This window comes from Paenibacillus antri, from assembly GCF_005765165.1.
GTDB lineage: Bacteria > Bacillota > Bacilli > Paenibacillales > YIM-B00363 > Paenibacillus_AE > Paenibacillus_AE antri.
The window spans coordinates 123,833-138,770 of record NZ_VCIW01000012.1 but is presented as its reverse complement, the minus strand read 5'-3'; the positions used below and the strand labels follow the sequence as shown (position 1 = coordinate 138,770).

Below are 14,938 nucleotides of genomic sequence, written 5' to 3'. Positions count from 1 at the left end.
CGCCTACCGAAGCAGCTCGTCGATGCGGACGGCCGCCTCGCGCAGCGTCGCCCGCACGTCCGCTTCTTCTTCGAACGCGCGTATCATATACTCCTCGAATACCGCCTCTACCGCATCCGTATTCGCGATCAACGGGCGATAGAAAGCGTTCGCCAACCCGTCGATATACGCTCGCTCGAACGCCCGTCCGTCCGCGAACGCGGGCGAATCGAGCACTTCCAGGTTCGTCGGGATGAGCCCCATCTCGGCGACGAACCGCTGCGCCTCCGGCGACACCATCCACGAAAGGAACGTCCATGCCGCCTCCGGATGCTTCGTCCCCTTGGAGACGACGAGATTTTCCCCGCCGATGACGGACCCGAGTCCGCCCGACGCGGGGAACGGCGCGGGGGACAGCCGCTCTTCGACCTTCGCGCGATCGCCGGAATTAAGCTTGATCGTGAAAAACCACGGCCCCTCGTCGATCATCACATACTCCTCGCCGAGGATCGCGTCCCATAGGTCCACGCGGCCGTAGATCAGATTCGGGTTAATGACGCCCTTCAGATACAGCTCCTTCAGCCGCGTCACCGCGGCGACGGTCTCGTCGCTGTCGAGGTAGCCGGTCGCGCGCGTGTACTCGTCGTTCATGAGCCGTCCGCCTAATCCGTACAAATACGGGAGGCTGCCCCATAACGAAAATTCCGCCATGCCGATCTTCAACCCGTGCTCCTCCGCCGCGTCGAGAAGCTCCGATAGACTCGCGGGCGGCGACGCCGGGGTAAACCCCGCGCGCTCCAGCAGCTCCCGGTTGTATACCGCCGCCTTCGTATTCACGTTCAGCGGCAGTCCGTAATAGTCGCCGTCGTACGCGTTCGTCTCCATCGCCGCCTCGTGCAGCGACGCGCGAATCGCCTCGAACCCCGGCAGCCCCCCGATCGGCTTCGCCAGCCCCAGCTGCACGTACTCCGGCGTCCACGCGATATCCATCCGGATGACGTCGGGCGGCTTGTTCGAGGACGCCCTCGCGAGCAGCACCGACTTCAGCTGCGCGTTGTACGGCTGCCGCACCGCTTCGATGCGGATGTTCGGATGCGCCGCCTCGAACATCGGCACGACGCGCTCCTCGAACACGCGGGTTTCCACGTCGCTGTACGTGTGCCAGAACACGAGCGTCTCGACCTCGTCGCCGGCGTCCACCAGCCGCGCCGGCTCGCCCGGCTCGATCATGCGCGCGTTCGAGCACGCGGCGGTCGCCAACAGCGCCAACAACGCGAACAGAGCCGACAACCGGCGCCCCTTACGCATCGCCGTCCGCCTCCTCGCGCGGCGCGAGCACGAGCGTCGCGGCCGTCCCGCCCTCTTGCAGCTCCCGCAGCTCGAACGTCGACCGCGGCGAATAATAGAGCCGCATGCTTTCGTACACATGCTTGATGCCGATGCCGACCTCGCCTCCGGTTGCCGCCGCCTCCATATTCGCGAGCCGAGCGGCCGTCTCGCGCTCCATCCCTCGGCCGTTGTCGCGGACGACGATGCGCACGGCGTCGCCGTCCCGCGAAACGTCGACGTCGATCAGCCCGTTCGTCCCTTGCGGAACGATGCCGTGGAAAATCGAATTCTCCACGATCGGCTGGAGCAGCATGCGCGGCAGCAGGAACGTCCGCAGCGACGGCTCGACGGTCACCCGCAGCTCGAAGCGCAGATCGTACCGGATCTCCAAGATGACGAGAAACTTCTCGATAATGTCGAGCTCTTCCTCGACCGTAATGAAATTGCCCTTCTTGCCCATGTTCGCCTCCAGCAGCCGAATGAGCGCCGAGATGCCTTGATCGGCCCGCTCCGTCTGCTTGAACTTCACGAGCCAGCGTATGTTCGACAGCGTGTTGAACAAGAAATGCGGGTTGATCCGGTGCATGACCGCCCGGAGCTCCGCCTCCTGCTTCTCCGCCTGCTCCTTCCGCACCTCGCTCACCAAAGCCTCGATGCGCTGAATCATGCCGTTGAACTGCTTGCTCAGCATGCCGACCTCGTCCGCGGAGACGATGCGCGTCCGCGCGCGCAAATCGCCGCCCGCGACCTGCTTCATCTGCTCCGCCAGCGACTGGATCGGACGCGTGATCCGCCGCGCCATGAGCAGCGCCACGACGATCGCGAGCAGCCCGAAGAAGAACGACGAATATACGATGCGACGCTGCAGCGCGGCGAGTTGCCCCGTAATTTCCTCCACCGGCACGATGCCGACCATCGTCCAGCCGCCCACGAGCGGCTGCTTCACGCCGTAGTGCGCCACGCCCTGCATGGCGAATTCGAATTCCGCCTCGCGGCCCGTCACGATATTTTCGTACAGCTCGCGGTTCGGCACCGTCTCGCCGATCCGCGACAGATCCGGGTCGATCACGACGCGCCCTTCGGCGTCGGCGACGAAGAACCGCCCCGTCCGCCCCAGCTCGAGATGCGCGAGAATGTCGACGAGCGCCTTCCCGTCCAAGCTGACGGAGACGAGGCCGATCTGCTCCATATCGTCGAAGCGCTTAAGCACCCGAACGACCGGCAGGACGAGCGCCGTATTGTCGCCCCCGCCGCTGAACTGGTCGTATTGCAGCGGCAGCCAGACGTATTCGCCGTCCTTGTATCGCGCTTCCTTGACCCAGTCGAGTTCGTCCAGGTCGTACTGCAGCAGCTTCGCCGGGTTGAACGTGCCGCTGCCCCAGCTCTCGCCTTCCTCCTGAATGATATAGATAATCTTCACGAACGAGCTCGAGTAGATAATGTTGTTGATCGTCGTTTCGACGTATTCGTCCAGCTCGCTCCCCGGCGGCAGCCCTTGCGCCGACCGTCCCTCCAGCACCGCCTGCTGAATGCGCGTATCGCTGTAAATTTGGTCCGAGATGTCGCTCGCGACGAGGAACGCGGACAGCAGCGAATCGGCCGCCCGCTCGGCGACCTGAAGCGTCGATTGCCGCACGTTCGTCTTGATCAGCGACGAAGCGAAATACGAGATGAACACGCTGCCGAGCGTCGCCGGAATGAGGATGACGACGAAGAAGGCGGTCAGCATCTTGGTAGCGATCTTATTCGAAAATGGCACCTTCACCGCGCCGCGCCCCCCAACGGTTGTAACCCCTTACATCGTGATATGATTATATCACGAAACAGGGTCACCGCTTCTCATATTCGACGACGGCCATCGTCCAATATTCGAGTTTCGGAAGCGAGAACGTCACCCGTCCGTCTTCTTGAGCGAAGTCGACGGCCGTCGGCGCGCCTCCGTGCCGATCCGGGGACGCCGTCCAGATGCGCGCGACGTTGCCGGCGGCCGCCATCGACACCGGCACGTCCTCCATCGGGCGCGGCGCGGGCATCGTCCCGTCGGCGTCGTTCCAAGACATCGACGTCGCCGACGCGAGGTTGACGAAGTGGACGACGTCGAGCTCCCCTTTCCGCTTCGCGAGCGCCCACACCGCTCCCGCCTCGGGCTCCGCCGACATGCGCGCGGCCGACGACGAGACGCCGGCGTCCTCGAGCTCCTCCGCCCCGTCCCGCAGCACGTTCTGATACGCGACCAGGAAGTCGTAGTACGCCGTCAGCCGCGCTTCCAGCTCCGGCGTCACAAGCAAATTCCGATTCGGAAAATATTCCTTCGCGAGCAAGCTCTCCCCCGCTTCGAGATGCGCGCCGCCGCTCGCGAAGATTACGGCGTCCAGCAGCAGGACGCCCGGCAGGTTGAATTCGCCCGCCCCGTCCGCGAGGTCGTAGTTGACGTAGGCCGCGAGCACCGTAGGGAGGCGGTTTTCGGAGAGCGAAGCGTTTTCGTCGATGATGGCCTTCAGATGCTTATACTCCGGGTGACTCCCCCATACTTCCGTGTAGAGAAATTCCACCGGCGCCTTCGCGATCAGTCGCTGCCCGAACTGCGACACCGCGTTCATGACGAGCTCGACGCCGAGCGTATCCTTCGCCTCCCGCAGCATGTCGCCGTAGGCGAGCATCAGGTTCCGCTTCTCTCCCTCGCTCGTGTACAACGTCCCTCGATCGCCGAGCTGGTCCACGTGCCAGCCGTCGAACGGCAGCGCCTCGAACGCCTTGCGTTCCTCCTCGAACAGGTAATCGAGCCATTCGGGGTTGGACGGGTCCATAATATAGATGTCGCTTGCCCAAGCCTCCGGCAGCTCGTGGCGGTCCGGCGTCGTCGCGAGCGGGTCGCGGTACAGCCGCCAGGCTTCCTTGGCGCCGTCGTTCTCCGCATCCGCGTACGCGCCGAACAGCAGATTGTAGTTCATCGCCTTCATGCCGCGCTCGTGCGCCAGGTCGATGTAGCCTCGGACCGTATCGAAGCTCACCTCCCGGTTCGCGATGTCGGGCCATGCCGGCGCGGCGCCGCCGGAGCCGTCCGTCTTCAGCGGCCGATGATGCTTCCACTGCCAATCGTAGAACTGCAACCCGTTCAGATGCAGCCGGTTGAGCCGGTCGACGACGTCCTCCCGCGCCTCGGCGGTCATCCGCGGGAAGTCGGTGAGGTATCCGTACCTCGGAAACTTCGCCCAGTGCGAGGAGACATCCACCGCGATCGTCGCGTGGTCGAGCGGCTTCCCCTTCTCGCGCACGTACACCTCCGCCAAGTAGCCGACATAGTCGCGTTCCGGCGGCGTCCACGTCCACGTCACGACGTCGTCGTTCGTCACGTCGACGACGAGCCGGTCCACGTCGTCGCCCAGATGCGACAGCCGCACGACGAGCTCGCCGTCCGCGACCGTGCGCGAGAGCTCCGCGCGGAAGGCGACGGGGCGGCCAGGCTCGTAGCGCGCGCGGTCCGTGGACAGCGCCGCGATATATTCGCCCGGCCGTCCCGACACGTCGCCCGGCGTCGGCGCCGTCTCGTTCCGGCAGGACGTCAACGTCAACAGCAACGTAGACATCAACGTAAACGTAAACGCGAACGTAAACATCGACGTTTTCGTGCCGGTGACGAAAGAAGCGGATCCTTTTCCCCGAACCATACTATCCCTTGATCCCCCCCTCGTTGAACCCGGACTGGACGAACCGCTTCTGGAACGCCATGTAGATCGCGATGACCGGCAGCAGCGCGATCGTGGACGCCGCGAAAATTTGCCCGTAGTTCGTCGCGTACTTGTCGTTGAACATCATGATCGCGATCGGCAGCGTGCGCAGCGACTCGCTCTTGATGACGGTCAGCGCCAGGAAATATTCCTCCCACGTGCCTTGGAAAATGAAGATCGCCAGCGTCCCCATGGCGGGCAGCGACTGCGGCAGGTAGATGTTCCAATAGATGCGCCAGCTGCCGCCGCCGTCGATGAGGACGGATTCTTCGAGTTCTTTCGGGATATTTTCGAAGAAGCCGCGCAGGAAAAACATGTTCCCGACGACGCCCGTCGCGATGTACACCATCGTCAATCCGGCGTACGTATTGACGAGGCCGAGCCCTTGCAGCGTGATGAACTGCGGGATGATGTTGATGACCGCCGGAATCATCATCGACAGCAGGAACAGCCGGAACAGCGCCTCCTTCCCGGGGAAAGGAAAGCGTGCGAAGGCGTATGCGCACAGCGAGCTGACGAACAGCGCGCCGGCCATCGAGACGGCCGTCACGAACGCGCTGTTCAGGAAGTAACGCGAGAAATTGTTTTTGCTCCAGACGATCGCGTAGTTTTTCAGATTCGGCGTCACGGCGAACACCTCGTCCGGCCGCGGCAGCGAGAACGTCGCCGTGAAGAAGCTGGTCCACACCATGTATATGAGCGGAAAGACGAATGCCGCCGCGCCGGCGACCAGGAGGACGTACACGAGCGCCTTGACGTAGATCGGGGTATGCATGCCGCCTGTCTCCTCCTTTCGCTAGAACAGCCGTTGTTTTCCGAATTTGGTCATCTGCGAGAACGTCAGCGCGAACACCATGAGCCCCATCAGGAAGCCCATCGCCGCCGCCTCGCCGATCTTGAAATGATTGAACGCTTCCATATAAATCAAGCTCGGAATGACCTGCGTCTGGTTCATCGGCCCGCCTTGCGTAATGAAATACACCTGCGGGAAAAAGCCGAACGCGCCGTTGATCAGATTGATGACGACGAACAGCGTCACCGGCCGCAGCACGGGCACCGTCACGCGCCAAAACTTCTGAACCGCGGTCGCGCCGTCGATGTCCGCCGCCTCGTACAGATCCTTCGGCACGCCTTGCAGCGCCGCCAGGTAGATGACCATGCCCCAGCCGACCGTCTTCCAGACGTGGAACAGCCAGATCATAATCATCGCGGACCAATAATGGCTCTTCCAGGCGACGGCTTCCGGCAAAATGCCGAGCGTCTTGTGAAGCAGGAAGTTGACCAGCCCGCCGTCTCCGTCCGCGAACAAATATTTGAACAGCAGCGCCACGACGACCCACGACGTGACGATCGGCAAGTAATACACCGTGCGGAAGGCGATCTTCTGCTTCACGAATTTCGCGTTGATCAGCACCGCGAAGAAGATCGCCAGAAACCAGTTGATCGGCACCGTCGCCAGCACGTTCAGGAACGTATTGCGGACGGCGATGAGAAATTTCTTGTTCGGATCGCGGAACACCTCGGCGTAATTTTCGAACCCGATCCAGGCGTTCTTCGCGTTCGGCATGATGCTGAAATCCTGGAAGCTGACCAGAATGTTCTTCACCATCGGGTACAACACGAAGACGAACGTGCCCGCGAACCCGAGCGCGACGTACGGCAGCACCGTAAGCCACTGCTTCGCGCCGACGCGCCAGCGGGACCTCGGACGTTTCTTTTCGACGACGATCATGCGCTTCCCGCCTCCTCCCTCGTTCCGAGATGAAGCCGGCTTCGCCGGAACCCTTGCCGGGCGTCGGCGAAGCCGCGTGTCATCGCGTTATTTCAGCAGAGCCTCGATCTGCTTCGCGGCGTCGTTCAGCGCGTCCGCCGCGGTCATCTCGCCTCGGATCGCCTTCTCCGCCGCCAGGTTGAAGATCGTCTCCATCTCGCCCCATTGCGGGATCGGCGTGCGCGGCAGCGCCGTGTTCAACTGCTCGACGTACTCCGCGATGAACGGAATGCTCTGCGGATCGATTTTCCCGGCCGCCGTCTTGTTCGTCGGAATGAGCCCCGTCGTCGCCATGATCGATTGCGGCTCTTCGGTCAGCATCCACTGCATGAACGTCCACGCTTCGTCCGGATGCTTCGAGTTCGCGAAGATGACGAGATCCTCGCCGCCGATAACCGAATGCGACCCGGCCGGGCCGGCCGGCATGAGCGCGCGCACCGTCTCCTCCATCGGCTTGAACGGGCTGTCGGCTTCGTTCATCAGAATGCTGTAGAACCATGGGCCGTCGTCGACCATCAGGTATTCGCCGCTTTTCAGGCCGTCCCACGCGCCCGGCTCCCCGCCCATGAGCGGCGGAATAATGAGACCTTCCTTCTGCCAGTCGGCGATCGTCTGCAGCGCGGCGATGCTCTCGGGGCTGTTGAGGTAGCCTTCGACGGCCGAGTAGTCGTCGTTCGTCAGCGAGCCTCCGAGGCTCCAGAAATACGGCAGCAGTCCCCAGCTGTGCATGCCGCTGACGCCGAGCCCGTATTTGCCTTGGGCCTTCAGCGTCTTCGCCGCTGCGACGAGCTCGTCGATCGTCTTCGGCGGCGCGGAGAGACCCGCTTGTTCTAAGGTTGCCTTATGATAGATGGCGACCTTCGTGTTCGTATTGAGCGGCACGCCGTAATAGCCGCCGTCGTAATAGTTCGTCGCGAGCGCGCCGTCGAAGACGCTCGATTGAATGACCTCGAACCCGGGCTTCTCGTCGAGCCGCATCAGCGCGCCTTGATGCGCCATCTCCGGCACCCAGACGATGTCCATGCGCATCAGGTCCGGCGCCGCGTCGCCGGCGACCGCCGCCAGCACCTGCTGCTTCAGCCCTTCGTACGGCATCCGCGTCAGCTTCAGCTCGATGTTCGGATGCTTCTCCTCGAACAGCGGCTTAATTTGCTCCGCGAGCACCTTCTCCTCTTGATCGCTGTACGTGTGCCAGTACTCGATCGTCACGCGCTCCTGCGGAGTCGAACCACCGCCGCCGCTCGGCTCCGTCGTCGATGCGCCGCCTCCGCTCCCGCTGCCGCCGGTACCGCCTGCGTCGCCTCCGCTCGTCGTGCCGCCCCCGCCGCCGCTGCAGGCGGTCATGACGACCGCGAGCAGGATCGCCAATCCGCCGATGCCGAACCGCTTCTTCTTTTGCATCGTTCCTTCCCCCAGACCTGTTCGGAATATGCTTACACTGTTCATTATCCGGATTTCGGGCGCGCCTAGAAACCGCTTACATTATGTAGATGGTGTCTTATTCTCCGAACCGGAATCGGCCGGGGGCGTCCATGGTGGAACATCTTCCGAACGATCGGAAGATGTTCCACTATATGCAAAAGAGCCGCACCGATCGGTCTGGATGACCGAGGTGCAGCTCTACTAGGAGGGTTCGCCGAGGGCGTGCAGTCGGAGAAACTCCGACTATTTATGCCCCGGGCTCCCGCGGGGGGGCGTGCAGTCGGAGAAACTCCGACTATTTATGCCCCGGGCTCCCGCCGTGGGCGTGCAGTCGGTGAAACTCCGACTATTTATGCCCCGGGCGCCCGCGGGGGGCGTGCAGTCGGGAAAACTCCGACTATTTATGCCCTGGGCGCCCGCCGGGGGCGTGCAGTCGGAGAACCTCCGACTATTGCCGCCACAGGCGCCCGCCGGGGGCGTGCAGTCGGAGATACTCCGACTATTTCTGCCCCGGGCTCCCGCGGGGGGCGTGCAGTCGGAGAAACTCCGACTATTTCTGCCCCGGGCTCCCGCCGAGGGCGTGCAGTCGAAGAAACTCCGACTATTGCCGCCACAGGCGCCCGCCGGGGGCGTGCAGTCGGAGAAACTCCGACTATTTCTGCCCCGGGTGCCCGCGGGGGCGTGCAGTCGGAGAAACTCCGACTATTTCTGCCCCGGGCTCCCGCCGAGGGCGTGCAGTCGGAGAAACTCCGACTATTGCCGCCACAGGCGCCCGCGGGGGGCGTGCAGTCGGAGAAACTCCGACTATTTCTGCCCCGGGCTCCCGCGGGAGGCGTGCAGTCGGAGAAACTCCGACTATTTCTGCCCTGGGCGCCCGCCGAGGGCGTGCAGTCGGAGAAACTCCGACTATTGCCGCCACAGGCGCCCGCCGGGGGCGTGCAGTCGGAGAAACTCCGACTATTTCTGCCCCGGGCGCTCGCGGGGGGCGTGCAGTCGGAGAAACTCCGACTATTTATGCCCCAGGTGCCCGCCGAGGGCGTGCAGTCGGAGAAACTCCGACTATTTCTGCCCCGGGCGCTCGCGGGGGGCGTGCAGTCGGAGAAACTCCGACTATTTATGCCCCAGGTGCCCGCCGAGGGCGTGCAGTCGGAGAAACTCCGACTATTTCTGCCCCGGGCGCTCGCGGGGGGCGTGCAGTCGGAGAAACTCCGACTATTTATGCCCCAGGTGCCCGCCGAGGGCGTGCAGTCGGAGAAACTCCGACTATTTCTGCCCTGGGCGCCCGCCGAGGGCGTGCAGTCGGAGAAACTCCGACTATTTCTGCCCTGGGCTCCCGCGGGGGGCGTGCAGTCGGAGAAACTCCGACTATTTCTGCCACAGGCGCCCGCCGTGGGCGTGCAGTCGGAGAAACTCCGACTATTGCCGCCACAGGCTCCCGCCGAGGGCGTGCAGTCGGAGAAACTCCGACTATTTATGCCCCAGGTGCCCGCCGAGGGCGTGCAATCGGAGAAACTCCGACTATTTCTGCCCTGGGCTCCCGCCGAGGGCGTGCAGTCGGAGAAACTCCGACTATTTATGCCCCGGGCGCCTGCGGGGGCGTGCAGTCGGAGAAACTCCGACTATTTCCGCCACAGGCGCCCGCGGGGGGCGTGCAGTCGGAGAAACTCCGACTATTGCCGCCACAGGTGCCCGCGGGGGGGCGTGCAGTCGGAGAAACTCCGACTATTTCTGCCCCAGGCGCCCGCGGGGGGCATGCAGTCGGAGAAACTCCGACTATTTCTGCCCCGGGCGCCCGCCGAGGGCGTGCAGTCGGAGAAACTCCGACTATTTCTGCCCCGGGCGCCCGCGGGAGGCGCTTAACGCGTAAACAAATACAGCGCGTCGCTGTTCGCCTGCAGCATGGCGATCTCCGAGCCGCCGTCGACGCTCGAGACGTCGGTCGGCATCGCCGAGCGGTCCTTCAGCGCGATCGCCTGCCCCGCGTACCCGGTCAGATCCAAGGCGACCTGAATCCGGTTGCTGTAAGGCGCGTAGATCGCAATCTTCCGGAGATCGGCCGAGACCGCGACGCGGATGTCCGGGTACGGCGTCAGCAGCAGATCGTTCCGCGGCTCCAGCTCCTGCAGGCCGTGCGTTTCGAGCAAGCTCTTGGCGTACCCGACGTCCCATGCCCCTTGGAACCGGAGCGCGGTCAGCCAGTGGAAGGGCACCTTGGACCAGCCTTCGCTCGTAAAGCCGGCCCCCTCCCGATGCCAGCTCCACACGCCGTGCGCCCCGTAGGCGAAGCCGGCGTTCGCCCCGGCGAGGACGCTGGACCAGAACGCCTTCCGCAGGTCGAAGGCGTCGAAGCGCCCGTACCGGCCGCCGTGGCCGTGCCCTTCGTAGCAAGGCTCCGAGTTAATGACCGGGCGGCGGACGGGCTTGCTTCGGAAGCTCTCCGCCAGCGAGTACGTCATGTGCTGATCCTGAAGATTATGGCCGGATTGATAAATATAAAGGTCCAAGTGCTCGGACGACAGGAACGTCTCCGGCAGCTCGTGGAAGTTGCCGACGGGATGGAGTGCGGTGAGCGCGTCCGGCCGCAGCGACTTCAGCTTTTTCATCGCGATCATGAAATATTCGTTAATCTCGTCCGTCTCGAACTTGGTGTCTCCGCTAATAAAGTAAATCGGATCGTACGGCGCGAAGCGGCGCACGACGTATTCGGTATACATTTCAACCGTTTCCTTCGGCATCGAATAACCGGTCACTTGCTTGTTCGCCCACGCGCCGGGCACATACGTGTTCCACAGGACGACCAGCGCCGGCACGAAGCCCATGTCGAACGCCGCGCGCACCATCCGCTCGGCCCGGTCGAAGAACGCGTCGTTGATCCGGTAGAAATCCCACGTCCCGTCCTCCGCCAGCTCGTAAGGATACGATCCGGTGTACGTATCGCTCGCGTCGTGCAGCACGGGCAGCACGCTGATCTGCAGCGCATTGAAGCCCTGCGCTTTGCGGTACCTTAAATACTCCAGCCATTCCGACTCCTCCGCGTTCGAGAACACGCTCCATACCGTATCCGCCAAATAGAAGAACGGCTTGCCGTCCCGCGTGAGCGTAAGCTTATTTTCCGCGATAGCTACCTTCGACATGGAATACCCTCTCCTTTTCGTATGACCCCTAGGATCTTGCGGACTCCTTCAGCTTTTCCGGGTGAAGCATGACGTCGATCTGCTCGCGCAGCCGCTCCGGCTCGTATAGGTCCTTCCAACCGTCCTTGATGATATGACGCTTGCCGTACTCGATCGCCACGAGGCAAGCGTCCGAGAACGGGTTGACCTTCTCGAACACGATCGCCAGCTGGACGTTGATATGCCCCATCATGAAATCCTTCGCCGCTTCGTACGGTACGCCGCGCCGGATCGCCTCCTCCATCGCCTCGCCGAGCACCGTCACCATCATGGAGCCGATCGTCTCCGCCATCGTCGGCTCCAGCATCGCCATCTGCTCCAACGTGATCCGGTGGGAGCGCATGACCGGCGCGAACATCGCCTTCGCCAGCGCTTCGCCTTGCTCGTAACGTTCCTCCGGCCCCTGCAGCAGCGCGCAGACGATCGCCTGCTTCGCCTTGACGCCGCCGAAGTAATCCCTCTTCGCCGCCGGGTCCGTCTCGTCGTTGAACACCGGCGGATGACACGGATGGCACACGAAGTAGGAGATGTCCTCGCGCTTCGGCAGCTGGCCGAGATACGCGGCCGCCGGGTCCAGCAGCACGACCGTCGCCCCCGTCCGCAGCTGCGGCACCAGACTGCCGGCGACGCCGCCGATCGCCGCGTCGGAGACGGCCAACACCGCGACGTCCGCGACCGGGGCCGCCTCTTCCCACGGCGTCGGCGTCAAGCCCCTGTCCGCGAGATTCCGAATGCCCTGCTCCCCGTTCTCCACGTAGAGCACGTCGTGCGTGTCCTTGAGATTATCGGCGATGCGGCAGCCCATTTTCCCGCCGGCGCCGATGAGCATTATGTTCGTCATCTCGTCGTTCACCCTTTCCGTCTCGAAAATACATAGTGTATTCATTGCGTATACAACAAATTGACAGAAAAGCCAAAGTATTGTTTCATTGAAGAATACGCTTTCAAATGTCCGGCAACCCGCCGGATCGCCAAAGGAGATCCCCTCGATGAAGGTCAAAACGCTAAAAGAAAAAGCCTACGACGAGATCCGCCGACTCATCCTGCGCGGCGAGCTCAAAGCCGGCGAATTTCTTACCGAGAACTCCTTAGTCGAACGACTGAAGATGAGCCGAACGCCGATCCGAGCCGCCATCGAACGGTTGGATGCGGACGGACACCTCACCTATATTCCGAATCGCGGCATCTTCGTGTCGGAGATGACGATCGATAAGGTCATCGACTTCTACGATTTCCGGATGGCCATCGAATCCCATGTCGTTAAGAAGCTGGCGGCTCGCCCGCTGCAAGCGGACGAAATCGCCTGGTTTCGGGATAACCTGCGCCGCCAGAACGAATGCATCGCCGCCAAGGACAACCATGCGTTCACGGTCGAGGATTCCGCTTTCCACAGACAGCTGACGGCGATCTACGGAAACAAGGAAATTCTGCTGACGATGGAGCGTCTTCAGGATAAGCTGTATCGGATCGCGTTGAACGTGCTCCAGAAGGACAGCGACCGGGTGCAGGTGTCGTACGAGGACCACGTCTCCATTTTCGAAAACATTCTGGAGGGGAAGGTCGAAGACGCCGCGGATAGGATGACGCAGCACCTGGAATTCGGGAAACGAATCCTCGTCTATTGACCGTCGCGCTCAACCTCCCTCCTCCCGCCGCCGCAGGGATTATCCCTTGACGCTGCCCAGACGAATGCCGCTGACGAAATATTTCTGCAGGAACGGATACACGAGCAGGATCGGGATCGCGGCGACGATCATCTGCGCGGCTTTAACGGAACGGTCGTTCAGCTTCGCGAGCCGCTCCGCTTCCGTCGCCGTCATCGTCTGGAAGTCGAAGCTGACGACGATCGTCTGCAGATAGCTCTGCAGCGGATAGTTCGACGCGTCCCTCATGTAGATGAGCCCGTCGAACCAGGCGTTCCAATGGCCGACGACGCAAAACAGCGTAATGGTCGCGATCGCCGGCGTCGAGACGGGCACGTATATTTGCCACAGCGTACGCCAATGGCTCGCTCCGTCGATGTTCGCGGCGTCCTCCAGCTCCTCCGGCACCTGGCGGAAGAAGTTCAGCATGAGGATGACGTTGAACACCGTGACCGCTCCGGGCAGCACGAGCGCCCAAATCGTGTCCAGCAGACCGAGCTCTTTGATCAAAATATACGTCGGGATCAATCCGCCGTTAAACAGCATGGTGAAGAAGAAAATCCACACGTACGTCGAACGCATGCGAAACTTCTCCCTCGTCTTGGACAGCGGATAGGCGAGGAGAAGCACCAACAGAACGTTCAGCGCGGTGCCGAGCGCGGCCCGCTGGATCGTGACGCCGAAAGCCGTCCAAAACGCTTTCCGTTCCAATACGTACGAATAAGGCTCCGTCGTGAAGCGAACCGGCCACAGCTTGACCAAGCCCCCGGACACGGCGGAGTTTTCGCTGAGCGACAACGCCGCGACATGGATGAACGGAAACAGGCACAGCACGCAGACCAAGGTCAGGAAGAACAAGTTGAAAACGTTGAATATTTTCTGGCCCCGCGTTTGTCTGGCTAACATGAGCTTCCCTCCTTAGAACAGTCTGTAGCTGAAGAAGCGATACGCAATCAAATACGAGGTTGAAATAAGGATGAAAGACACCACCGATTTCAGCAGGCCGACGGCGGTCGACGGTCCGTATTGCGCTTGCATCAGGCCCATTCGGTACACCATCGTGTCGATAATGTCGCCGGACTCGTACACTTGCGGACTGTACAGGTTGAAAATTTGATCGAAGCCGGCGTCCAGCACCGTCCCGAGGCTGAGCACCATCAGGAGCACGATGATCATATGCATGCCCGGCAGCGTCACGTGCCAGGTCTGCTTCCACCGTCCCGCGCCGTCGACGGCCGCCGCCTCGTACAAGGACGGGTCGATGCTGGTGATCGCGGCCAAGTAGACGACGGTGCTGAAGCCGAACGTCTTCCATACGTCGGAGATGACCATCGTATACGGGAACCATGCGTTTTCGCCCAGGAAGTAAATCGGGTCGATGCCGAGCACGCCCAAGAAGGCGTTGACGATGCCGCCCGAGGGGGACAAGATGTCGATCATGATTCCGCCGAGGATGATCCACGACAAGAAATACGGGAAGTAAATGATCGTCTGAGCGACGCGCTTAAACAATACGAGCCGCACTTCGTTAAGAAGCAGGGCGAACGAGATCGGCACGACGAGACCGGCGACGATCTTCATCGAAGCGATGAACAACGTGTTCCGCACGACAATCCAGATGTTCGGCATCGAAAACACATACTCGAAATTTTTGAGACCGATCCAATCTTGTCCGAACAAGCCCTTGAGCGGTATGAAATTTTGGAACGCGATGGCGACGCCGACCATGGGGAGGTAAGCGAAGATCAAGACGAACGCGAGCCCCGGCAAAACCATCAAATGCAGCGGAAGCTCTCTCTTGCGCCTGTACCCGAAGCGAGGCGGGCTCGGCGCCTGCCTCTTCTTCGCCGTAATTTCCGGTATCATAGCATTCTCGCTCCTTCCGAGATAAGG

Annotated in this window: 11 protein-coding genes; 1 reads left to right on the top strand and 10 read right to left on the bottom strand. The window is 62.1% G+C overall.

The window, feature by feature from the left end:
- Window positions 1-3: 3 nt before the first annotated feature.
- From FE782_RS17975 to FE782_RS17940, 8 genes are all read right to left on the bottom strand, one after another.
- A complete protein-coding gene (locus FE782_RS17975) occupies window positions 4-1,287 on the bottom strand; it encodes an extracellular solute-binding protein (protein ID WP_158299446.1) in 1,284 nt (427 codons plus the stop codon).
- A complete protein-coding gene (locus FE782_RS17970; RefSeq protein WP_138195620.1) occupies window positions 1,280-3,073 on the bottom strand; it encodes a sensor histidine kinase in 1,794 nt (597 codons plus the stop codon). The genes FE782_RS17975 and FE782_RS17970 overlap by 8 nt, the downstream gene beginning before the upstream one ends.
- Before the next feature lie 64 nt (window positions 3,074-3,137).
- Window positions 3,138-4,976, bottom strand: a complete 1,839-nt coding sequence (locus FE782_RS17965; protein WP_138195619.1) for a glycoside hydrolase family 66 protein — start codon at window positions 4,974-4,976, stop codon at window positions 3,138-3,140.
- Between the two features lies 1 nt (window position 4,977).
- Window positions 4,978-5,811, bottom strand: coding sequence for a carbohydrate ABC transporter permease (locus tag FE782_RS17960; RefSeq protein ID WP_138195618.1), 834 nt, complete (start codon window positions 5,809-5,811; stop codon window positions 4,978-4,980).
- Between the two features lie 21 nt (window positions 5,812-5,832).
- Window positions 5,833-6,768 carry a carbohydrate ABC transporter permease gene (locus FE782_RS17955; RefSeq protein ID WP_138195617.1) on the bottom strand — a complete coding sequence of 312 codons (936 nt, stop codon included), beginning with the start codon at window positions 6,766-6,768 and terminating at the stop codon, window positions 5,833-5,835.
- 87 nt (window positions 6,769-6,855) lie between these two features.
- Window positions 6,856-8,208, bottom strand: a complete 1,353-nt coding sequence (locus tag FE782_RS17950; protein ID WP_158299445.1) for an extracellular solute-binding protein — start codon at window positions 8,206-8,208, stop codon at window positions 6,856-6,858.
- 1,877 nt (window positions 8,209-10,085) lie between these two features.
- On the bottom strand, window positions 10,086-11,363 hold the full coding sequence (locus FE782_RS17945; protein ID WP_138195615.1) for a glycoside hydrolase family 140 protein: 1,278 nt from the start codon (window positions 11,361-11,363) through the stop codon (window positions 10,086-10,088).
- A gap of 28 nt (window positions 11,364-11,391) precedes the next feature.
- Window positions 11,392-12,243 (bottom strand): phosphogluconate dehydrogenase C-terminal domain-containing protein, encoded by an 852-nt coding sequence (locus FE782_RS17940; protein ID WP_138195614.1) that lies wholly within the window; start codon window positions 12,241-12,243, stop codon window positions 11,392-11,394.
- Between the two features lie 148 nt (window positions 12,244-12,391).
- On the opposite strand from FE782_RS17940, the gene FE782_RS17935 reads away from it, so the two are divergent.
- Entirely contained in the window at window positions 12,392-13,027 is a 636-nt protein-coding gene (locus FE782_RS17935; RefSeq protein ID WP_138195613.1) for a GntR family transcriptional regulator, read from the top strand.
- Between the two features lie 39 nt (window positions 13,028-13,066).
- On the opposite strand, the gene FE782_RS17930 is transcribed toward FE782_RS17935, so the two are convergent.
- Both FE782_RS17930 and FE782_RS17925 read right to left on the bottom strand, forming a co-directional pair.
- The gene (locus FE782_RS17930) at window positions 13,067-13,951 is read right to left on the bottom strand and encodes a carbohydrate ABC transporter permease (RefSeq protein ID WP_138195612.1); all 885 of its coding nucleotides are present in this window, start codon (window positions 13,949-13,951) and stop codon (window positions 13,067-13,069) included.
- Window positions 13,952-13,963: 12 nt separating this feature from the next.
- Complete coding sequence (locus tag FE782_RS17925) at window positions 13,964-14,821, bottom strand: ABC transporter permease (RefSeq protein WP_439116440.1); 858 nt, start codon at window positions 14,819-14,821, stop codon at window positions 13,964-13,966.
- Window positions 14,822-14,938 lie beyond the last annotated feature (117 nt).